Below are 21,133 nucleotides of genomic sequence, written 5' to 3'. Positions count from 1 at the left end.
TCAAATTTAAATTCCAAATCCTAATTATATCTTTAAAATTTAGAATTTTGGAATTTCTAAACTTTGTTTTGCGTTACAGTTTGAATAAAAATATCGTTTACACTTGGGATTTTTTCTACAAAATGCGTTACTTGTCCACGTTGTGTAAGGATATTCAACAACTCGTTTGGTGTGGCATTTCCTATTTCGATATTTAATTTCAAATCATCATTTAAGGATTTGAAATGGGCAGGTGAAACGGTAAACTTCTGGGTAATATCATACATTAAACCTTCTACATTATTTGTCAGGATTCCAACTTCATAGCTGTTTGTTTTAAACTGTCGTTTTACATCGCTTACTTTTCCTTCGATAAGTTTATTTGATTTGTGAATTAAGGCAATATGGTCACAAAGTTCCTCTACACTTTCCATCCTGTGAGTTGAAAAAATAATAGTTGAGCCCTGTTCTTTTAATGCCAGAATTTCATCTTTGATTACATTTGCATTTACGGGATCAAACCCTGAAAAAGGTTCGTCAAAAATCAGCAATTTTGGTTTATGCAATACACAAACCACAAACTGGATTTTCTGCGCCATTCCTTTAGAAAGCTCCTGTATTTTCTTGTTCCACCAGCCCTGAATCCCAAGTCGGTCAAACCAGAAATCAAGCTGTTGTTTGGCTTCGGTTTTAGAAAGTCCCTTCATTTGCGCCAGGTACAAACACTGTTCCCCTACTTTCATTGAACTGTACAAACCTCTTTCTTCAGGAAGATAACCAATAGTCTGCACATGTTTGGGCTGTAATTTTTCTCCATCCAGAATCACTTCGCCGCTATCTGGCAGCGTAATTTGATTGATAATTCGAATAAGGGAAGTTTTTCCGGCTCCATTGGGGCCTAATAGTCCATAAATACTGCCTTTTGGCACATTTAATGAAACTTCGTTAAGCGCTACATAATCACCGTATTGTTTTACGACTTTATGTACTTCGAGTAAGTTGCTCATGTTGTATTCAGGATTTTCTGCGTCAGTTTTACCATATAGGGTTTCGCGACTGTAAAAGTAAATAATTCAGAGCGAATCTGAGTGTTAATACATAAAAAACCCATTCTAAAATTTATCTCAGAATGGGTTTCGAATTATTTGTATTTTTTTAAAAGGTTCAGTTATGAAAACATATCTTTTACTTTTTCAAAAAATGATTTTTCTGATTTCTCGGGGCTTGGAGTAAAATGCTCATCGTTTAAAGCATTTTCAAAAAATTGTTTTTGCTCTTTATTCAGTGTTCTTGGAGTCCATACATTAACGTGAACTAATAAATCCCCACTTCCGTAACCATTAATACTCGGAATACCTTTTCCTTTTAATCTCAGGATTTTTCCTGACTGAATACCTTCTTCAAGTTTAATACGGACTTTTCCGTTGATCGCTTCAATATCTTTAGAAACCCCTAAAACGGCTTCAGGAAAACTGATGTACAAATCATAATGGATATTTTCACCTTCGCGTTTCAGGAATTCATGTTCTAATTCTTCAATCGCAACGATCAAATCACCTGGAATACTATTTCCGGGAGCATCATTTCCTTTATTGGAAACTTTAAGTTGCATACCGTCAACAACTCCAGCAGGAATTTTAATAGAAACAGTTTCATCTTCTACGATCATTCCCTGAGCATCCGCATCAGAAGGTCTTTTATCCAGAATTTGTCCGGAACCGCCGCAAGTAGGGCAAGTTGACGCAGACTGCATCCTACCTAATATAGTGTTCGTTACACGCATTACCTGACCTTGTCCGTTACAAGTCGAACAGGTTTTGTACGTAACGCCTTTTGCCTGAACTTTACGTTTTACTTTTACTTTTTTCTCAACCCCATTTGCAATTTCTTCTAAAGTCAGTTTCACCTTAATTCGAAGATTACTTCCTTTTGCACGACGAGGACCGCCTCCGCCACCGCCGAATCCGCCGAATCCGCCGCCAAAAATATCCCCAAACTGGCTGAAAATGTCATCCATATTCATACCGCCATGACCACCGCCAAATCCGCCGGAACCATCAAAAGCCTGATGTCCGTACTGATCGTATTTCGCTTTTTTGTTAGGATCACTTAAAACTTCATAAGCTTCTGCCGCGAGTTTAAAGTTTTCTTCTGCCTCTTTGTCACCTGGGTTCTTATCCGGGTGGTATTTTAGCGCACTTTTTCGGTAAGCCTTTTTTATTTCGGCAGCATCAGCATTTTTTGAAATGCCAAGTATTTCGTAAAAATCTTTTTTCATAATTTAGGTTAAGTTCTAAATACAAAGTTTAGAATTCCAAATTCCAATAGTTAAAAATTTTCTTTTTAGAATCTTAATTTGCAGTTTTTAGTTTCCAATGACCACTTTAGGAAAACGAATAATTTTATCTCCTAATTTGTATCCTTTTTCAATAACATCAACAATTTTCCCTTTTAATTCATCAGACGGAGCCGGAATCTGGGTAATTGCTTCAGCAAAATCGGCATTAAAAGCATCACCTGTTCTTACTTCTACCTGCTCTAAACCTTTAGCAACCAGAGTGCTTTTTAGTTTCTCATGAATCAACTCAACTCCTTTTTTCAAATTTTCATCATCTGATTTATTGATTTCCACAGTTGCTCTGTCAAAATCATCCAAAACAGGAAGCATTGCTAACAAAACTTCTTGATTTGCTGTTTTAAATAAATCGATACGTTCTTTTGAAGTTCTTTTTTTGTAATTTTCAAATTCGGCAAATAATCTCAAAAACTTATCTTTTTCTTTTGCCAAGTCCTGAGACAATTGCTCTTCAACACTTAATTCTTCAACAATTAATTGCTCACCGTTGGCATTGTTTTCTAACGTTACATCATCTAATTCCTGATCGAATTCTGTATTTTCAGTAGTCATATTATTTGTATTTTTAAAAATATTCTTAAACTTCATTTTCAATTTCTTTGGTTTGAATTGCAAAAGTACTGCCAATTCTTTTAAAATGTCAAATTGTCACTTTTAATATTTTTATATTCTTTTAAACCCTAATTTCTTAAAGAAAATTTTAGTATAATTTTAAGACTATTACGTTATAGTTTATTTTATATTTGAACCCGAAACCAAATCAGTATTATTACCTATAAAAGTTGAATTTAAGGGTTAGCCTCGGCTTATATAAATTATTAATTCAAGTTTACCTTATATTAAAAAAAGCTTCGCTGTAGTTCAGACGAAGCTTTTTTTTATGTCTTTTATCCTGTTTTATTGCACGGGCGGAGGGATTCGAACCCCCATCAACGGTTTTGGAGACCGCTATTCTACCCTTGAACTACGCCCGTAACTTAAGGCCGCAAATAAAAAGTATTTTTTCTTTTCCTGCAATTATTTTACGCAGATTTAAAAAGATTCCGACTGATTAAACAAAAACAATTCCTTAAGACAATCATTGCCAAAGGGTTGTCACTTCACCTTCCTTAAAAAAACTTCACGAACTTTGTTCAAAATCTTAGCATTCCTTGCATTTACACCAGCAAAGCAGCTTTCAGACCTTCAAAATCAACCGAAATCTGTTCACCTGAAACTAAATTCTTAAGCGAATAGGAATTAGCTGCAATTTCCTGATCTCCTGCAATTACAGCGAACGGAATTAATCGTTTATCTGCATATTGAAATTGTTTTCCCACTTTTACATTATCAGGATATAACTCTACTTTTATATTTTCCTGTCTTAATTTCTGGATAGCTTTTGAAGCATACAAAGCTTCTTTATCTCCGTAATTGACAAATATTGCTTTTGATGTCGCTGCAACGGTTTCCGGAAACAACTGTAATTCTTCTAAAACTAAATAAATACGATCTAAGCCAAAAGAAATCCCAACACCACTCATATTTTTCAAACCAAAAATACCAGTCAAATCATCGTATCTTCCACCTCCGCCTATAGAACCCATTGAAACGGATTTTGGTGCAGCTACTTCAAAAATGGCTCCCGTGTAATAATTCAGCCCTCTTGCCAAAGTTACATCAAGGTCTAAAGTTGCAGTCGATAAACCTAAAATAGCTACATTGTCGCAAATGAATTTTAATTCTTCAACACCTTTCATTCCTTCTTCTGATTCAGCTAATAAATTAGAAAGCTGACTAATTTTATCTGCAAAAGTTCCTGTAAAACTAAAAAGTGGCTGCACTTTTACCAAAGCTTCTTCAGAAATGCCTTTTTCGATCATTTCTTTTTTAACGCCGTCTTCTCCAATTTTATCTAATTTATCAAGAGCAACTGTAAAATCAATTAACTTATCAGAAGCACCAATTACCTCAGCAATTCCAGACAATATTTTTCTGTTATTGATTTTAATGGTCACGCCTTCTAAACCTAAAGAAGTAAAAACGGTATCATACAATTGCACCAATTCTACCTCTTGCCATAAGGATTTTGAACCAACTACATCGGCATCACATTGATAAAATTCTCTGAAACGGCCTTTCTGCGGGCGATCAGCTCTCCAAACCGGTTGAATCTGGTATCTTTTAAAAGGAAATTCAATTTCGTTTTGGTGTTGTACCACATATCTCGCAAACGGCACCGTTAAATCGTAACGTAATGCTTTTTCGGAAATTTTCCCGCTAAATTTGTTCAGCTCAATTCTTTGCTTAACATCAATTGTTTCTGCAGAATTAACCTGCAGGGACGCTATAGATTCCGGTAATTCTATTTTATTTTTATTAAAGAAAAAATTGCCTGAATTTAATATTTTAAAAATCAAACGATCGCCTTCTTCTCCATATTTTCCCATCAGTGTATCTGAATTCTCAAACGAAGGTGTTTCTATTGGCTGAAAACCAAATTTTTCAAAATTATTTTTTATAGTCTGAATAATATATTGACGTTTTGACACCTCTGCTGGTGAAAAATCTCTGGTTCCCTGAGGTATACTTGGTTTTGAAGCCATCTTTGTTATTTTAGATTTTAGACTTTAGATTTTAGATTCTTTTGAAATGCTGTCTCTAAACTTCTTATACATTATTTTATTTTAGATTTTAGATTTTTTTTCAAATCCTATAATCGCCTGCAAATATCTTATTTTTTAAAATAAATTAGCGTAGTTCGAAAACAAACTTGTAACAAAAAACGTATTTTCGTGTCAAATTGGTCATGATGCTAAAATTATTTAAAGAAAATATCCGTATTGCTTTTGGTTCCATCAAAACACAATTGCTGAGAACCATTCTTACCGTATTAATTATCGCAATCGGAATTACCGCTTTAGTTGGGATTTTAACTGTTGTTACAGCACTGGAAAATACCGTTTCAACCAATTTTGCCTCGATGGGCGCCAATACTTTCAATATCAACCAATACGAAAACACCCTTAAAAATCGTGGTGGTAATAAGCGTGAAATCGTCAACCCTATTATTTCGTACCCTGAAGCCGTCGCTTTCAAAAACAAATACAAATATCCATTTACAGAGACCTCACTTTCCTTTACTGCAACTTCAAAAGCCGAAGTAAAATATCTGGATCAAAAAACAGATCCTGAAATCAAAATTGTGGGAGTTGACGAACATTTTATTTCGAATTCAGGTTTAGAAATAAATATGGGAAGATCCTTTAATCAATTTGACATCGACAACAATACGTATTCCTGTGTTGTAGGTTCAGATTTCGAAAAAGGACTATTGAAAGATGTAAATCCAATTGACAAAATCCTCTCCATTCGCGGTGCGCGTTTTAAAGTCATTGGTGTATTAAAAGAAAAAGGATCCACCTTTGGAAACAGTCAGGATTTAAGAATTTTAATTCCAATTCAGGTCGCACGTTCTTTATTTACAGCTCCCAAGATCAATTATACGATGAGTGTAATGGTTTCTAAAAAAGAACTTTTGGATCCTGCTATTGATAATGCTACGAGTACCATGCGAAGAGTTCGTAAACTGAATCCGGTTCGTGACAATAATTTTAGCATTGGCAGAAGCGACGATTTAATCAACAGAATCCTCGGAATCACACAATATTTAGATTGGGCTTCTGCGGTAATTAGTATAATTACAATATTAGGTTCATCAATCGCTTTAATGAATATTATGATCGTTTCGGTTACAGAACGTACCCGCGAAATTGGCGTTCGAAAAGCATTAGGAGCAACAAGAGCAACGGTAGCATTTCAGTTTTTCATTGAAACTTTATTAATTGGACAAATTGGTGGATTAGTTGGAATTATATTAGGAATGTTAATTGGATTTGGTATTGCAACAGCCATGAGTTTTGCATTCGTAGTTCCATGGTTTGCTATCATCATTGCTTTTGGAACCAGCTTTATGGTTGCGATTGTTTCCGGGTTGTATCCTGCAATTAAGGCTTCAAAATTAGATCCTATTGAGGCCTTGCGTTATGAGTGATTTTTCAGTCTCAGTTTTTCAGTTTCAGTGTAGTAACTGAAAACTGTGACTGAAAAACTGTGACTAAAAACTAAACATTCCCTTTTATCATCCGGTCATTATCGTAAATATCTTTTCTTAACTCAATATCTCTAAAATCCATTTTCTCAAGCAATTCAATCATTTCTTTTCCCAGATATTGATTGATTTCAAAGTACAATTGCCCGTTTTCTAACAGATTTTTTTGTGCTAATTCAGTGATTTTTTGATAAAAAACCAGGGCATCATTATCGTCTACAAACAATGCCAGATGCGGTTCGTAATCCAAAACATTTTTTTTAATTTCCTGCTTTTCTAAGTTGCGGACATAGGGCGGATTCGAAACAATAATATCATAATCCGATTTCAGGATTTCTAATTCTAAAACATTTTTAAGTATAAAAGTTATCTCAACATGGTTGTTTAGAGCATTTTTTTTTGCCGTATTGATAGCCTTCTTAGACACATCCATGGCGTAAACCTCTGCATTTGGCAAATTCTTGGCCAGAGAAACTGCAATACAGCCGCTTCCGGTTCCGATGTCCAGGATTTTTAGTTTTTTGAGTTTATCGTTGTGCTTGTTTTCATTAATTATCCATTCAACCAATTCTTCGGTTTCAGGTCTCGGAATCAAAACGTTTTGGTTTACCTCGAAATCCAATCCGAAAAAATTGGTTTTCCCTAGTAAATACTGAACGGGAACTTCTTTTTTTAACTCCTTTAAAAAAACACTCCAAACATCTAAATCAGCATCTGAAAAAGCCAATTCATGATTCAGTGCCAGATCAATTTGTCTAAGCTTGTGTTTATTTTCTAATATCAGATAAAAAAAACTTTCTGCTTCATATGCATCGTACAATAAAGAAAGTTCCTTAATAAATTGAGTTCGGTATTGTTTTATTTTCATTTGGGGTATTGCGTATTTTTTATGCAAAATAAAATTGTGACAAAATTAGTATTGCAAAATAAAATTTGATCCAATTATTTTACAATTCTTTCAGCATCCAAACCGGGCAGGAACTATGTCCTGTACATCCCAATGGAGCATCTAAATACTCGAATCCTGATTTTTTATATAATTTTTGGGCAGCATGCATAAAAGGCATCGTTTCTATATAACATTTTTCGAAACCAAAACTTTTTGCCTGTTCCAGACATTTTTCCATCATCTCGCTTCCTATTCCTAAACCGCGGGTTTGAGGTAAAAAATACATCTTTTGTAATTCGCATATCTTTGAATCTGCATTTTCTAAAGGAGCGATTCCGCAACAGCCAACAATTTCTCCCTCATTTTCAACCACAAAATAAACCGAACGCGGCTTATTATATTCTTCAAACATCAAATCTAAATACGGATCTTCATAAGCAGTTCCTGTTTTCGGAATTTCCATTTCGTCAAAAACCGATCTAATTAATTGAGCAACCGCCTGATTGTCTGATTTACTTATTTTCCTGATTAAACAATTTTTCATTTCAATAGTACATTCTGTCTTTACAAAAATAAACATACTTTTCTGATTGTATCGCAACTATGCTCATAACATTTCGAATCAAAACTGAAAAAATAACTACTTTTGCAACGTGAATATACATGAAGAATACATAAAGCGCTGCATCGCATTGGCCCAAAACGGTCTAGGAAGCACCTATCCCAATCCGATGGTGGGAAGTGTTATTGTTTATGATGGTAAAATCATTGGCGAAGGCTGGCACAAAAAAGCCGGAGAACCCCATGCCGAGGTCAATGCTATCAGATCTGTAAAAGACAAATCGCTGCTTCAAAAAGCTACTATTTATGTAAGTTTAGAACCTTGCAGCCATTTTGGAAAAACACCTCCCTGCTGTGATTTAATTATTAAATATAAAATTCCGAATGTTGTAGTTGGAACCGTAGATCCTAATGAAAAAGTCGCAGGAAGAGGAATAAAAAAAATAACAGAATCCGGAGCAAGCGTTATTGTAGGCATTTTAGAAAACGAATGCAAAGAACTCAATAAACGTTTTTTTACTTTTCACACTAAAAAGAGACCTTATATTATATTAAAATGGGCCGAAAGTCAGGACGGTTTTTTAGCACCGGAAAAAAAAATCAATCAGGAACGTAAACCTTTCTGGATTACCAACCCATATTCCAGACAACTGGTTCATAAATGGCGAAGTGAAGAGCAGGCCATTTTAGTCGGCACTCAGACTGTAATTGATGACAATCCGAAATTAAACACCAGAGATTGGTCAGGAAACAATCCAACAAGAGTGGTTTTAGATCAAAATAACCGAATTTCAAAGGAGAGTTTTGTTTTTGACGACAGTGTTAAAACTATCCTATTTACAAAATCTGAAATGAGCTTTTCAGCAGAAAACACTACCTTTGAAGTAATTGATTTTAATCGAAATATAATTCCTCAAATTATAGAGGTTTTATACAAAAATCAGATTCAGTCTATTATTATTGAAGGTGGTTTACAAACATTACAATCTTTTATAGATAAAAACATCTGGGACGAAGCACGAATTTTTATTGGACAAAATCTTTTTGAAAACGGGACAAAAGCCCCCATTCTGTCAAAAAAAAATGCAATAAAAACTCATGTTCAAAATGACGAATTAATATACGTTAGAAATCATGATTGATACAATAATTTTTGACTTTGGAGATATTTTCATCAACTTAAATAAAGAAGCCACAATTTCTGGATTAAAGAAATTGGGCATGACTGAATGGAATTCAGAATTTGACCGTTTGAATTTGTTGTTTGAAACCGGCGATATCTCGCATGATGATTTTCTGGCAGGTTTTCAGCAACAGCTTCCCAATGCTTCAATTGAAGAAATCCTTGAAGCCTGGAATGCTATTTTGGCAGATTTCCCTTTGTACAGATTAGAATTCCTTCAGTTGCTTTCTAAAAAGTACCGCTTGTTTTTATTAAGCAATACCGACTCAATTCACATTGAAACTTTCGAAAATAAAACCGGCATCTCTTTCTATAGTGATTTTTACCAATGTTTTGAAAAAGTGTACTTTTCATTTGAAATTGGAAAAAGAAAACCAAATCCTGAAGCCTATCAATATATTATTAACAAACACGAATTATCACCCAAACGAACTTTGTTTATCGATGATAAAAAGGAAAATACAGATGCAGCGGCAGCCCTGGGCCTTCATGTATGGAATTTACAAGTAGGAAAAGAAGATGTGGTCGATTTATTCGAAAAACAAATACTTTAAAACTTACTTTTGGAATACAACGACACCTATCAAACCATCGCTTTTGAGTCTGAAGAAATACTTTTTAAAGAAAAAGGAAGCAAATTCTTTGGCTATGCCTATCCAATAGAAACAGAAGAAGCGGTAAAACCTATTATTGAAAATTTAAAAAAACAGCATCCTCATGCCGTACATTACTGCTACGCCTACCAGATTGGCACAGCTCCAAAAATATCTTATCGTGCTAATGACGATGGGGAACCAAGTAATACGGCAGGAGCTCCAATTTACGGACAAATACAATCTTTTGGTCTGACCAACGTACTTGTAGTAGTAGTTCGGATTTTTGGCGGAATTAAATTAGGAGTAGGCGGATTAATCGCTGCTTATAAAACTACCGCGCAAATGGCACTTGAGGCTTGTGAAATTATTGAAAAAACAATTGATGTGCATTTTTTAATCTCGTTTGATTACAAAAACATGAACAAAGTCATGCGGGTAATTAAGGAAAAAAAGCTGGAAATAACATCTCAGGAAATGGAAATTGATGAAGATTCCGGGCTTCCAATTGGCAAAATAATGACAAAAACACGAAAAAAAAATGCCGAATCTGTATTCAGCATTTTTGATTTAATGTTTGAAATCGACATTAAAGCGATATAAATTGATATTAAAACACACGTCTTTTTAATAATTACACCAGTGTTTTAAATAATTCCAAAATATAATCCGGAGGAGCTGTCGGGCGACCCGTTTTTAACGAAATAAACACCAAAATAAACACTGCCGTTGTTAATAACTCATTCGATTCATTATAAATTGCGCAGTCAAATTCAATCTTCACAGACGACTGACTTTTGAACGTTGTATGAATTGTTAAAAGCTCATCATAACGTGCCGATTTTTTGTAATTTATCTGCATCGAAACAATTGGCAGCCCGATCCCGCTTTCTTCCATGCTTTTATACGAAACACCTTTATTTCTAAGCCATTCCACGCGTCCTATCTCAAAATAAGGAACATAATTACCGTGATAAACAACTCCCATTTGATCCGTTTCAGAGTAACGGACACGTACTTGAGTTTGATGATTTTTCATTATTAATATATTAAAAAAATTAATTTTAAAAAGCCTCCTTACAACATTATTTTATAAAATTAGAAGACAAAATATTTTTTTTTACAGAAATTTGTTCACATATTTGTTATCCCGAAATACGGAATAAAATTGCTCCATTTTTATTAGGAGAATCTTTATAAATAATAAAAAAATTTATTAGAATTTATGACTAAAACTGCTCAATCGGTATGGGAAAACTGTTTGTCCTTTATAAAAGACAATATTCAAGATCAAGCCTACAAAACTTGGTTTGAACCAATCAAATCAGTTGAGCTAACCGACAATGCGTTATATATTCAGGTTCCAAGTAAATTTTTCTACGAATGGCTCGAAGAACATTACGTTAAATTATTGAAAGTTGCGCTTACCAAAGAACTGGGAAAAAACGCAAAGTTACTTTATAAAATTAAAATGGAAAACACTTATGGAAATAAACAACCGTTTACCGAACAGTTGCCAAGTTCCAATAGAGTTCCAATGAAACCACAAGAAGTTGACGCTCCGTTTAAAAACTTAAATCCAGAACTTAAAAACCCGTTTGTAATTCCCGGGATCCGAAATTTAAAAATCGAATCGCAGTTAAACGCAAATTACAGCTTTGATAATTTTCTTGAAGGAGATTCAAACCGTCTGGCGCGTTCTGCAGGTATGGCGGTTGCCAATAAGCCGGGAGGAACATCTTTTAATCCATTATTAATTTTTGGAGGCGTTGGTTTAGGAAAAACTCACTTAGCACACGCTATCGGTGTTGAAGTAAAAGACAAATTTCCGGAAAAAACGGTATTATATATCTCGGCAGAAATTTTCACACAACAATATATTGATTCTGTAAAAAAGAATAATCGTAACGATTTTATTCACTTTTACCAGTTAATCGACGTTTTGATTATTGATGATGTTCAGTTTTTATCTGGAAAATCGGGAACTCAGGATGTGTTTTTCCATATTTTTAATTATTTGCATCAAAACGGAAAACAGGTAATTTTAACATCTGACAAAGCTCCTGTTGATATGCAGGATATTGAGCAGCGTTTATTATCGCGTTTTAAATGGGGTTTATCTGCAGAGCTTCATCAGCCGGATTACGAAACCCGTATTTCAATCTTAAAAAACATTCTTTACCGTGATGGCGTCGAAATGCCGGAAGATATTATTGAATATGTTGCCCGCAATATCAAAACCAATGTCAGAGAATTGGAAGGAGCTATTATTTCATTGATCGCTCAGTCTTCTTTTAATAAAAAAGAAGTAACAATTGAGTTGGCTAAAAGTGTTGTAGAGAAATTTGTAAAAAATGTAAAGAGAGAAATCTCTATCGATTATATTCAAAAAATTGTGTCTGATTATTTTCAGTTGGATATTGAAACCCTTCAATCAAAAACCAGAAAAAGACACGTAGTTCAGGCGAGACAATTAGCCATGTTTTTTGCCAAGAAATTCACAAAAGCTTCTTTGGCAAACATTGGCTCTCAAATTGGTGATCGCGATCACGCTACCGTTTTGCACGCTTGCAAAACAGTTGACAATTTAGTTTCTACAGACAAGCAATTCAAAAAATTTGTCGAAGACATCAACAAAAAATTAACGCTATAAACGCGCATCATGCCAGTAAAAATCTTAATGGTTTGTTTGGGAAATATTTGCAGGTCACCACTGGCCGAAGGTATTTTAGCATCCAAATTACCAAAAGAAAATTTTATAGTCGATTCAGCAGGAACAGGCTCCTGGCATATAGGTCATTCCCCTGACAAAAGATCTATAGCTGTTGCTAAAAAAAATGGCTTATGTATCGATCAACAGAAAGGAAGGCAATTTAAAACTTCCGATTTTGATGAATTCGACTATATATATGTCATGGACAATTCAAATTATCGTGACGTTACTCATCTTGCCAAAACTCCTGAACACAAAAACAAAGTATGTCTAATCCTGAATGAACTATTTCCGGATGAAAATGTTGATGTGCCCGATCCCTATTACGGAGCAGTAGACGGATTTGACAATGTCTATAAAATGTTAGATGAAGCTGCCGAAATTATCTCCAAAAAACTTATCAAAAAACACTCTTAACTTACTTTTTCAATTATTAAACTTAAAACTTAATAATTGAAAAAGTATTTCATTTTATAATACCATAAAATATGAAACATCCGGGAAAATTATATTTAATTCCAACAACTATGGGCGAAAGCGATCCTATGGATGTTTTACCACAAACTGTAAGAAGGACAATAGAATTAATTGACCATTATATTGTTGAGAATGATAAAACGGCCAGGAAATCTATAAAAGCCGTTTATCCTGAAAAGAAACAATCAGAACTGGTTCTTTTTACACTGAATAAACGAACTGAACCAAGCGAACATGTAGACTTTATAAAACCTTTACTGGAAGGGAAAAACATGGGCCTGATGAGCGAAGCCGGATGTCCAGGAGTCGCAGATCCCGGAGCTGTGATTGTCAAACTGGCACACGAAAAAGGAATTCAGGTTGTACCATTAGTTGGCCCTTCTTCAATTTTATTAGCGATGATGGCTTCCGGAATGAACGGACAAAGTTTTACTTTCAACGGATATTTACCAATTGATAAAGACGAAAAAAAATCAGCTTTAAGGCATTTTGAGAAATTATCTCAGGATAAAAATCAATCGCAAATTTTCATTGAAACTCCTTATCGAAATAATAAACTAGTTGAGGATCTTTTACAAATTCTAAATCCGTCAACGCATCTTTGTATTGCTACGGATATTACGTTGCCAACAGAATTCATTAAAACGATGCGTGTTTCTGACTGGAAAAAATTGAAAGTTGATTTGCATAACCGACCTACGATTTTTATTCTTCATAAAATGTAAACAAATTTTAAAATTATCATCCATGAAAAAGTTTCTAATTCTAGTTTTTATTTGTTTTGCACAAAATATATTTTCTCAAAGCACCTCATCTACAACAAAATATGACGAAAGTCCCGTTTACAATACAGCAGGCATAGACCTCAAACCAGACTTCCCAGGTGGATATGACAAATTCTTTGCATTTGTTGATCAAAATTTTAAATATCCTGAAGGAAATATTAATTTAAAAGGAAAAAAAATCTACGTAACATTTATAGTTGAAAAAGATGGTTCGCTAACAGATATAAAAATTCTTAGAGATGCAGGTCATGGAACAGGAGTTGAAGCACTTCGAGTTCTAAAACTAAGTCCTAAATGGAATCCTGGAAAACAAAAAGGCGAAACAATTAGGGTTTTATTTTCAGTCCCAATAGTTCTCAAATAATTTAGCTCACCAAAATTATTTACTAACACACTCACCAGTTTTCCCAAAATCAAACTTTATATGAGTAAACTTCCAAATGTCACCACCAGCATTTTTACAGTAATGTCTAAAATGGCAGCTGAACATAATGCGATAAATCTTTCACAAGGATTCCCAAATTTCCCTGTTGATGAAAGATTGACCGATATTTTAGCGAAGTTATCCAAAGAAAATGTACACCAATATACACCAATGGCAGGTTATCCGCCATTACTGAACCAAATTGCAAAATTAGTTCAGAGTTCTTATAACCGGAAGATTAATCCTGATTTAGAATTATTGGTAACTGCAGGTGCCACTCAGGGAATTTTTACCACTATTTTAGCTTTAGTAAAAACCGGAGACGAAGTAATAATTCTGGATCCGAGTTACGATTCGTATGAATCTCCAGTTTTATTGTGCAATGCAAAACCAATTCGCATAGCTTTACATGATGATTATACTCCAAATTGGGAAACCATAGAAAAAGCGTGTTCTTCAAAAACGAAGATGATCATCCTCAATAATCCGCATAATCCAACCGGAAAAATCCTAACCGAAGCGGATTTTGTACAACTAAAAAATCTTCTTGAAAAATATCCCGATCTTTTGGTTTTGTCTGATGAAGTCTATGAATACATCACTTTCGAAGAAAAACATATTTCTGCACATACCAAAGATTTCCTTTTAAATCGTTGTATTATGGTTTCTTCTTTTGGGAAATCATTTCATATTACCGGCTGGAAAATTGGTTACACTGTTGCTCCTGAATACCTAATGAAAGAAATCAAAAAAGTGCATCAGTTTTTGGTTTTTAGTGTAAACAGTATTTCACAGGTTGCCATTAGTCAGTATTTAGATGTTGTTGATGTAAATCGGCTTGGGGAATTCTATCAGGAAAAACGGGATTATTTTCAAAAACTGCTTCAAAATAGCCGATTGGAATTAAAACCCTGTGAAGGAACTTATTTTCAGGTTGCTTCCTATGCCAATATTTCTGACGATGATGATGTGACTTTCTGTAAAAAATTAATCACCGATCATGGTGTTGCCGCAATTCCAATTTCAACCTTTTATTCTGATCATAAAGACCAGAAATTAATACGCTTTTGTTTCGCCAAGGATAATTTCACACTTGAAACAGCCGCAAAAAAAATATGCGAAATATAAAGTTTTTTTAAAATTTATAACAATGTTATGCATGCATCCTATTTAAATTAATTAATTTTGTAAAAATAAAAAGTATGAGCTATACAGATAAAATGTTAAGAGACGATGCTTTAAAAGGTAAAGTCATTGTAGTTACAGGCGGCGGAAGTGGTTTAGGAAAAGCAATGACCAAATATTTTTTAGAATTGGGGGCTCAGGTAGCCATTACTTCAAGAGATTTAGAAAAGCTACAATCAACAGCAGCGGAGCTCGAAACTGAAACTGGCGGAAAATGTCTGCCGCTTCAATGTGATGTCCGTCATTATGAAGAGGTTGAAAACATGCTTCAGGAAGTTTTAAATACTTTCGGTAAAGTTGATGTTCTTTTGAACAATGCTGCCGGAAATTTTATTTCTCCAACAGAGCGTCTCTCTGCAAATGCATTTGACACCGTTATAGATATCGTACTTAAAGGTTCTAAAAACTGTACCCTGGCTTTTGGAAAACACTGGATCGACAGCAAGCAAAAATCGGCCACCATATTAAATATTGTTACAACTTATGCCTGGACAGGATCTGCTTATGTAGTTCCAAGTGCCACAGCAAAAGCAGGTGTTTTAGCCATGACAAGAAGTTTAGCAGTAGAATGGGCAAAATACGGAATTCGTTCTAATGCAATTGCTCCGGGACCATTCCCAACAAAAGGTGCGTGGGACAGATTATTGCCTGGTGATCTAGCTGAAAAGTTTGATATGGCTAAAAAAGTGCCTTTAAAACGCGTGGGAGATCATCAGGAATTGGCCAATTTAGCAGCTTATCTTGTTTCTGATTTTTCAGCTTACGTAAACGGAGATGTCATTACAATCGATGGAGGTGAGTGGCTAAAAGGCGCTGGACAATTCAACTTACTCGAAGCAATCCCGGAAGAACTTTGGGATCAGCTCGAAATGATGATAAAAGCAAAAAAGAATAAATAATTACAAGTGCTTACTAAATTCAGAATATTTTAAATAAATTATACTGATTGCACCAAATCCCGACGGCAGTGCTATCGGGATTTTTTTATGTTTTTTACCCTATAAGTAATATAAATGCAACTATGTACAATTTTATTTAAATATCTTTCTACATATACTTCCTAACATTACTTATATGGTTTAAAATCTTAATACATTTAAACATTTCAGTTTAATTATTATTTTTGTCAAACAAATTATAACATCAAATTTATGCTCATCATTGGAATTGCAGGAGGAACTGGAAGTGGAAAAACAACAGTAGTACATCAAATCATGAACGAATTGCCAGACACTGAAGTTGGCGTAATCTCACAGGATTCATACTACAAGGAAACTCATCATTTGTCGTTTGATGAAAGAGCTTTAATTAATTTTGATCATCCAAGGTCTATTGATTTTGAGTTATTAGAAAAACATCTTAAAGCCTTAAAAGCAGGCGAAACAATTAATCAGCCGGTATATTCTTTTATCCAGCACAACAGAACCGACGATACCGTTTCAACGCATCCCCGAAAAGTGATGATTGTTGAAGGTATTTTAATTTTAACAAATCCCGAATTACGGGAGCTTTTTGATATTAAAATTTACGTTCACGCCGATTCTGATGAAAGGTTAGTTCGCCGTTTAAAACGTGATATTTCAGAACGCGGACGCGATATCGACGAGGTTTTAACACGTTATCAAAACACTTTAAAACCTATGCACGAGCAATTTATCGAACCTTCAAAAGCATTTGCCGACATTATTATTCCCAACGACAAATACAATACCGTGGCTATCGATGTAGTTCGTGCCGTAATTAATCAACGAATTTTATAATTTTTATCGTAAATTTATTCCATAAAAATCAGGAGCTGTTTCCCGCTCTCGCCTTTATCTTTTAATGGCAGAAAAAGCCATGAAAAGGATACCGGCTCAAACGAAGTTCACTGAACACAAATAAAAAAATAAACTTTGTGAAGAATCGGGGCTAAAAGACGAATCTTAAAGAAATAATAGGTTAAAATTAAACTACAATGAAAAATCCCTATAAAGACAAAAAATGGTTTAAATTCCTGGGCAATAAATATGTCTGGGTATTACTTTTTTTTGTGGTATGGATGCTATTTTTAGACAATTATTCCTATTTCGACCATCGGTTCTTAAATGACCAGATCCATGAACTTGAAAACAATAAAACCTATTATCAGGAAGAAATAAAAAAAGATCAGGAACAAATCAAACAACTCAAAAATCCTGAACAGATAGAAAAATATGCCCGCGAAAAATATTTCATGAAAAAAGACAGCGAGGACATATACATAATCAAATTTGAAGGCGATACGCTTCAGGAAAAAGAATAAATTCAGAAAAAATATTTCAAATGTCTACTACCCTATTCGACGATTTTAATCCGGTTTCATCCAAACAATGGAAACAAAAAATTCAGTTTGAATTGGATGGAGCTGATTATAACAAAAACGTAATCTGGAATTCTCCGGAAGATATTCAGGTAAAGCCATTTTACCATTACGATGAAGATTATAAAACTGCTTCGGTAACAACACGGGCTTCCAATTTTAAAATTTGTCAAAACATATTTGTCTATGATCTCGAAAAATCGATTCAAAGAGCAATAGATAGTTTTGAAAAAGGTGCTGAAAGTTTGCGTTTTACGATTCAAAACGAAAAAACAGACATTCAAAAATTATTAGAAAATCTTCCTTTAGAAAACAGGATCGTTTACTTTCATTTAAGTTTTATTTCAATCGATTTCGTAAAACTATTGGATACGATTTCGATTCAAAAAAAAGCTTTTTTTTATTGTAATTTTGACCCAATCGGTCATTTAGCCCGAGAGGGAAACTGGTTTGCAAGTTCTGATAAAAATAACTTTGAAAGCCTTGAAAACATTTTAAAAGCCACAACAAATCTTTCTTTGCTAAGTATTGATTCAGGTCTCTACCAAAATGCCGGTGCAAATATTACACAACAAATTGCCTATAGCTTAGCGCACGCAAACGAATATTTAAATCTTTTGCCAGATAATACTAAACCAATTGTTTTTCAAGTGTCTGTAGGTACCAATTATTTTTTTGAAATTGCAAAACTTCGTGCTTTGCGAATGCTCTTCAAATTAATTGCTGCAGCATATAGCCCTAATCTGGACTGCCATTTGTTAGTAACACCAACCAAACGCAATAAAACAATTTACGATTACAATGTCAATATGCTTCGAACCACAACCGAATGTATGTCGGCAATTTTAGGTGGAGCTGATGCTGTTGCTAACTTGCCATACGACGCATTATATCACAAAGACAATGAATTTGGTGATCGGATTGCACGAAATCAATTACTGATTTTAAAACACGAAAGCTACTTTGACAAAGTAAATAATCCTGCTGACGGAAGTTATTATATTGAAAGCCTTACCATGCAATTAGCTGAAAAAAGTTTAGCTTTATTCAAAGATATAGAATCAAATGGAGGTTTTTTAAAGCTTTTAAACGAAGGAACTATCAAAAAGAAAATTCAGGAAAGTGCCAATAAGGAACAAGAATTATTTGATTCTAAAAAAGAAGTTTTGGTAGGAACAAATAAATATCCAAATAGAGAAGACAAAATGAAACATAATTTAGAATTGTTTCCTTTTGTAAAAATAAAACCAAGAAAAACATTAATTACGCCAATTATAGAAAAAAGACTGGCAGAAAAATTAGAACAGGAGCGACTAAAGTTAGAATAATCTTTTTCAAGTAATTAATAAACTGCTCCAAAAGAGTATTTCAAAATGATAAGAAAAGACCTTAAACATATTAAGTTAGATGTTACAAATTATGATTCAGACAAAAAAACGTCTGAATCAGATCCATTAACATCAAGCTTCACCACTGCCGAAGGAATTGAATTAAAAAAAACGTATTCAGAAAAAGATATTGAAGATTTAGAGTTTCTTGATTTTGGAGCTGGCTTTGCACCCTATTTACGAGGTCCTTACCCAACCATGTACGTCAAACACCCCTGGACAATTCGGCAGTATGCAGGATTCTCAACTGCAGAGGAAAGTAATGCTTTTTACAGACGAAATTTAGCTGCCGGTCAAAAAGGTTTATCTATTGCTTTTGATTTACCAACCCATCGGGGCTACGATTCCGATCATGAAAGAGTTGTTGGCGATGTAGGAAAAGCAGGTGTTGCTATTGACTCTGTCGAAGATATGACAATCCTTTTCGATCAGATTCCATTGGATGAAATGTCTGTTTCAATGACCATGAACGGTGCTGTTTTACCCATTATGGCATTTTATATAGTGGCAGCAGAAGAACAGGGCGTTTCAGCAGAAAAACTTTCAGGAACCATACAAAATGATATTTTGAAAGAGTTTATGGTTCGCAATACCTACATCTATCCGCCAGCACCTTCAATGAAAATCATTGCTGATATTTTTGAATTCACCAGCAAAAAAATGCCAAAATTCAATTCCATCTCTATTTCAGGATATCACATGCAGGAAGCTGGTGCAACAGCTCACATCGAACTGGCTTATACGCTGGCAGATGGTTTAGAATACATCAGAACCGGATTATCGACAGGCATGACAATTGACGATTTTGCACCCAGATTATCATTTTTCTGGGCTATTGGCATGAATCATTTTATGGAAATTGCCAAAATGAGAGCCGGAAGAATGATTTGGGCAAAATTGGTTAAACAATTTAATCCAAAAAGTGATAAATCATTAATTTTAAGAACACATTGTCAAACCAGTGGATGGAGTTTAACCGAACAAGATCCTTTTAATAATGTAACCCGAACTTGTATTGAAGCTTCGGCTGCCGCTTTTGGTGGTACGCAGTCATTACACACCAATGCGCTAGATGAGGCAATTGCTTTACCCACTGACTTTTCTGCAAGAATCGCACGTAATACTCAAATTTTTTTACAGGAAGAAACTAAAATAACTAAAACAGTCGATCCCTGGGCAGGAAGTTATTATGTAGAAAGCCTTACCCATGATATGATCGAAAAAACATGGAAACTGATTGAAGAAGTAGAAGAATTAGGCGGAATGACAAAAGCCATTGAAGCCGGAATACCCAAGCTTAGAATAGAAGAAGCAGCTGCAAGAAAACAAGCCAGAATTGACAGCGGACAAGATATAATTGTAGGTGTAAATAAATTTCGATTAGAAAAAGAAGATCCATTACATATTTTAGACGTAGATAACCAAATTGTCAGGAAGCAGCAAATGGAACGTCTTGAGAAAATAAAAGCAACCCGAAATACTGACAAAGTAAACCAATCACTAGAAAAGTTAATTCATTGTGCTAAGACCGGACATGGAAATTTATTAGAAATTACCATTGAAGCTGCAAGAAACAGAGCCACTTTAGGTGAAATCAGTGATGCTCTCGAAAGTGTTTTTGGCAGGTACAAAGCACACATAAAATCTGTTAGCGGTGTGTATAGTGCAGCAATTAAAAATGATGAAAATTTTGAAAAAGCTAAGCTGCTAGCTGACACTTTTGCAAAACAAGAAGGAAGGCGCCCGAGAATCATGGTTGCCAAAATGGGGCAGGACGGGCATGACCGGGGGGCAAAAGTAGTAGCAACTGGTTATGCTGATTTAGGTTTTGATGTTGATATAGGGCCGTTATTTCAAACTCCGGAAGAAGCCGCCAAACAAGCAGTTGAAAATGACGTTCATGTTTTAGGTGTTTCTTCATTGGCTGCAGGTCACAAAACATTAGTACCACAAGTAATTGATGAACTCAAAAAGCATGGTCGTGAAGATATCATGGTAATTGTAGGAGGTGTAATTCCGGTGCAGGACTATCAATACTTATTTGATGCCGGAGCAGTAGCGATTTTTGGCCCAGGTACCAAAATAAGTGAGGCCGCTATTAAAATTCTGGAAATTCTCATTGATTAAAGAGCATAAAAAATCCCGAGTTTATCGGGATTTTTATACTTT

Annotated in this window: 21 protein-coding genes and 1 tRNA gene; 14 read left to right on the top strand and 8 right to left on the bottom strand. The window is 34.6% G+C overall.

Annotation, left to right across the window (positions count from 1 at the left end; all coding sequences use genetic code 11):
* Positions 1-56: 56 nt before the first annotated feature.
* The 5 genes from DMB65_RS00175 to hisS all read right to left on the bottom strand — a co-directional run bounded on the left by DMB65_RS00175 (position 57) and on the right by hisS (position 4,920).
* Positions 57-986 carry an ABC transporter ATP-binding protein gene (locus DMB65_RS00175; protein ID WP_110304662.1) on the bottom strand — a complete coding sequence of 310 codons (930 nt, stop codon included), beginning with the start codon at positions 984-986 and terminating at the stop codon, positions 57-59.
* A 161-nt stretch (positions 987-1,147) separates the two neighbouring features.
* Complete coding sequence (gene dnaJ / locus DMB65_RS00170; protein ID WP_110304661.1) at positions 1,148-2,257, bottom strand: molecular chaperone DnaJ; 1,110 nt, start codon at positions 2,255-2,257, stop codon at positions 1,148-1,150.
* Between the two features lie 87 nt (positions 2,258-2,344).
* The gene (locus tag DMB65_RS00165; RefSeq protein WP_110304660.1) at positions 2,345-2,923 is read right to left on the bottom strand and encodes a nucleotide exchange factor GrpE; all 579 of its coding nucleotides are present in this window, start codon (positions 2,921-2,923) and stop codon (positions 2,345-2,347) included.
* 315 nt (positions 2,924-3,238) lie between these two features.
* Positions 3,239-3,309 (bottom strand) — tRNA-Trp (locus DMB65_RS00160).
* A 183-nt stretch (positions 3,310-3,492) separates the two neighbouring features.
* Entirely contained in the window at positions 3,493-4,920 is a 1,428-nt protein-coding gene (gene hisS / locus DMB65_RS00155; RefSeq protein ID WP_110304659.1) for a histidine--tRNA ligase, read from the bottom strand.
* 203 nt (positions 4,921-5,123) lie between these two features.
* Between hisS and DMB65_RS00150 the strand changes: the two genes are divergently transcribed.
* Entirely contained in the window at positions 5,124-6,368 is a 1,245-nt protein-coding gene (locus DMB65_RS00150) for an ABC transporter permease (RefSeq protein ID WP_110304658.1), read from the top strand.
* A 70-nt stretch (positions 6,369-6,438) separates the two neighbouring features.
* Here the strand turns inward: DMB65_RS00150 and prmC are convergent, their stop codons facing one another.
* On the bottom strand, positions 6,439-7,293 hold the full coding sequence (gene prmC / locus DMB65_RS00145) for a peptide chain release factor N(5)-glutamine methyltransferase (RefSeq protein WP_110304657.1): 855 nt from the start codon (positions 7,291-7,293) through the stop codon (positions 6,439-6,441).
* Between the two features lie 79 nt (positions 7,294-7,372).
* Positions 7,373-7,858 (bottom strand): GNAT family N-acetyltransferase, encoded by a 486-nt coding sequence (locus DMB65_RS00140; protein WP_110305035.1) that lies wholly within the window; start codon positions 7,856-7,858, stop codon positions 7,373-7,375.
* 109 nt (positions 7,859-7,967) lie between these two features.
* On the opposite strand from DMB65_RS00140, the gene ribD reads away from it, so the two are divergent.
* The 3 genes from ribD to DMB65_RS00125 are packed head-to-tail and all read left to right on the top strand — an operon-like array spanning position 7,968 to position 10,254.
* On the top strand, positions 7,968-9,017 hold the full coding sequence (gene ribD / locus DMB65_RS00135) for a bifunctional diaminohydroxyphosphoribosylaminopyrimidine deaminase/5-amino-6-(5-phosphoribosylamino)uracil reductase RibD (RefSeq protein ID WP_110304656.1): 1,050 nt from the start codon (positions 7,968-7,970) through the stop codon (positions 9,015-9,017).
* A complete protein-coding gene (locus tag DMB65_RS00130; RefSeq protein WP_110304655.1) occupies positions 9,010-9,612 on the top strand; it encodes an HAD family hydrolase in 603 nt (200 codons plus the stop codon). The genes ribD and DMB65_RS00130 overlap by 8 nt, the downstream gene beginning before the upstream one ends.
* A gap of 9 nt (positions 9,613-9,621) precedes the next feature.
* Complete coding sequence (locus DMB65_RS00125; RefSeq protein WP_110304654.1) at positions 9,622-10,254, top strand: IMPACT family protein; 633 nt, start codon at positions 9,622-9,624, stop codon at positions 10,252-10,254.
* A 31-nt stretch (positions 10,255-10,285) separates the two neighbouring features.
* On the opposite strand, the gene DMB65_RS00120 is transcribed toward DMB65_RS00125, so the two are convergent.
* Positions 10,286-10,690 carry an acyl-CoA thioesterase gene (locus DMB65_RS00120; protein ID WP_110304653.1) on the bottom strand — a complete coding sequence of 135 codons (405 nt, stop codon included), beginning with the start codon at positions 10,688-10,690 and terminating at the stop codon, positions 10,286-10,288.
* Between the two features lie 186 nt (positions 10,691-10,876).
* Between DMB65_RS00120 and dnaA the strand changes: the two genes are divergently transcribed.
* The 10 genes from dnaA to scpA all read left to right on the top strand — a co-directional run bounded on the left by dnaA (position 10,877) and on the right by scpA (position 21,091).
* Positions 10,877-12,304 (top strand): chromosomal replication initiator protein DnaA, encoded by a 1,428-nt coding sequence (gene dnaA / locus DMB65_RS00115; protein ID WP_110304652.1) that lies wholly within the window; start codon positions 10,877-10,879, stop codon positions 12,302-12,304.
* Positions 12,305-12,313: 9 nt separating this feature from the next.
* The gene (locus DMB65_RS00110; protein WP_110304651.1) at positions 12,314-12,781 is read left to right on the top strand and encodes a low molecular weight protein-tyrosine-phosphatase; all 468 of its coding nucleotides are present in this window, start codon (positions 12,314-12,316) and stop codon (positions 12,779-12,781) included.
* A gap of 71 nt (positions 12,782-12,852) precedes the next feature.
* Positions 12,853-13,566, top strand: a complete 714-nt coding sequence (locus DMB65_RS00105; protein ID WP_110304650.1) for an SAM-dependent methyltransferase — start codon at positions 12,853-12,855, stop codon at positions 13,564-13,566.
* Positions 13,567-13,588: 22 nt separating this feature from the next.
* Positions 13,589-13,990 carry an energy transducer TonB gene (locus DMB65_RS00100; RefSeq protein ID WP_110304649.1) on the top strand — a complete coding sequence of 134 codons (402 nt, stop codon included), beginning with the start codon at positions 13,589-13,591 and terminating at the stop codon, positions 13,988-13,990.
* Between the two features lie 60 nt (positions 13,991-14,050).
* Positions 14,051-15,178: a methionine aminotransferase gene (locus DMB65_RS00095; protein WP_110304648.1), complete on the top strand. Its 1,128-nt coding sequence runs from the start codon at positions 14,051-14,053 to the stop codon at positions 15,176-15,178.
* A 74-nt stretch (positions 15,179-15,252) separates the two neighbouring features.
* Positions 15,253-16,134: an SDR family oxidoreductase gene (locus tag DMB65_RS00090; protein WP_165834809.1), complete on the top strand. Its 882-nt coding sequence runs from the start codon at positions 15,253-15,255 to the stop codon at positions 16,132-16,134.
* A gap of 252 nt (positions 16,135-16,386) precedes the next feature.
* Entirely contained in the window at positions 16,387-16,995 is a 609-nt protein-coding gene (udk, locus tag DMB65_RS00085; RefSeq protein ID WP_110304647.1) for a uridine kinase, read from the top strand.
* Between the two features lie 197 nt (positions 16,996-17,192).
* Positions 17,193-17,519, top strand: coding sequence for an FtsB family cell division protein (locus DMB65_RS00080; RefSeq protein WP_110304646.1), 327 nt, complete (start codon positions 17,193-17,195; stop codon positions 17,517-17,519).
* Positions 17,520-17,539: 20 nt separating this feature from the next.
* Entirely contained in the window at positions 17,540-18,904 is a 1,365-nt protein-coding gene (locus DMB65_RS00075) for a methylmalonyl-CoA mutase subunit beta (RefSeq protein WP_110304645.1), read from the top strand.
* 45 nt (positions 18,905-18,949) lie between these two features.
* Positions 18,950-21,091 (top strand): methylmalonyl-CoA mutase, encoded by a 2,142-nt coding sequence (gene scpA, locus DMB65_RS00070; RefSeq protein WP_110304644.1) that lies wholly within the window; start codon positions 18,950-18,952, stop codon positions 21,089-21,091.
* Positions 21,092-21,133 lie beyond the last annotated feature (42 nt).

Source organism: Flavobacterium cheongpyeongense, assembly GCF_003202435.1.
GTDB lineage: Bacteria > Bacteroidota > Bacteroidia > Flavobacteriales > Flavobacteriaceae > Flavobacterium > Flavobacterium cheongpyeongense.
The sequence above is the reverse complement of the archived record's forward strand: the minus strand, read 5'-3'. Positions and strand labels throughout refer to the sequence as shown.

Excerpts from the sequence above, each read along its gene's own strand:
- DMB65_RS00175 (WP_110304662.1), bottom strand. The coding sequence starts at position 986 with ATGAGCAACTTACTCGAAGTACATAAAGTCGTAAAACAATACGGTGAT.
- dnaJ (WP_110304661.1), bottom strand. The coding sequence starts at position 2,257 with ATGAAAAAAGATTTTTACGAAATACTTGGCATTTCAAAAAATGCTGAT.
- DMB65_RS00165 (WP_110304660.1), bottom strand. The coding sequence starts at position 2,923 with ATGAAGTTTAAGAATATTTTTAAAAATACAAATAATATGACTACTGAA.
- hisS (WP_110304659.1), bottom strand. The coding sequence starts at position 4,920 with ATGGCTTCAAAACCAAGTATACCTCAGGGAACCAGAGATTTTTCACCA.
- DMB65_RS00150 (WP_110304658.1), top strand. The coding sequence starts at position 5,124 with ATGATGCTAAAATTATTTAAAGAAAATATCCGTATTGCTTTTGGTTCC.
- prmC (WP_110304657.1), bottom strand. The coding sequence starts at position 7,293 with ATGAAAATAAAACAATACCGAACTCAATTTATTAAGGAACTTTCTTTA.
- DMB65_RS00140 (WP_110305035.1), bottom strand. The coding sequence starts at position 7,858 with ATGAAAAATTGTTTAATCAGGAAAATAAGTAAATCAGACAATCAGGCG.
- DMB65_RS00130 (WP_110304655.1), top strand. The coding sequence starts at position 9,010 with ATGATTGATACAATAATTTTTGACTTTGGAGATATTTTCATCAACTTA.
- DMB65_RS00120 (WP_110304653.1), bottom strand. The coding sequence starts at position 10,690 with ATGAAAAATCATCAAACTCAAGTACGTGTCCGTTACTCTGAAACGGAT.
- dnaA (WP_110304652.1), top strand. The coding sequence starts at position 10,877 with ATGACTAAAACTGCTCAATCGGTATGGGAAAACTGTTTGTCCTTTATA.
- DMB65_RS00110 (WP_110304651.1), top strand. The coding sequence starts at position 12,314 with ATGCCAGTAAAAATCTTAATGGTTTGTTTGGGAAATATTTGCAGGTCA.
- DMB65_RS00105 (WP_110304650.1), top strand. The coding sequence starts at position 12,853 with ATGAAACATCCGGGAAAATTATATTTAATTCCAACAACTATGGGCGAA.
- DMB65_RS00100 (WP_110304649.1), top strand. The coding sequence starts at position 13,589 with ATGAAAAAGTTTCTAATTCTAGTTTTTATTTGTTTTGCACAAAATATA.
- DMB65_RS00095 (WP_110304648.1), top strand. The coding sequence starts at position 14,051 with ATGAGTAAACTTCCAAATGTCACCACCAGCATTTTTACAGTAATGTCT.
- DMB65_RS00090 (WP_165834809.1), top strand. The coding sequence starts at position 15,253 with ATGAGCTATACAGATAAAATGTTAAGAGACGATGCTTTAAAAGGTAAA.
- udk (WP_110304647.1), top strand. The coding sequence starts at position 16,387 with ATGCTCATCATTGGAATTGCAGGAGGAACTGGAAGTGGAAAAACAACA.
- DMB65_RS00080 (WP_110304646.1), top strand. The coding sequence starts at position 17,193 with ATGAAAAATCCCTATAAAGACAAAAAATGGTTTAAATTCCTGGGCAAT.
- DMB65_RS00075 (WP_110304645.1), top strand. The coding sequence starts at position 17,540 with ATGTCTACTACCCTATTCGACGATTTTAATCCGGTTTCATCCAAACAA.
- scpA (WP_110304644.1), top strand. The coding sequence starts at position 18,950 with ATGATAAGAAAAGACCTTAAACATATTAAGTTAGATGTTACAAATTAT.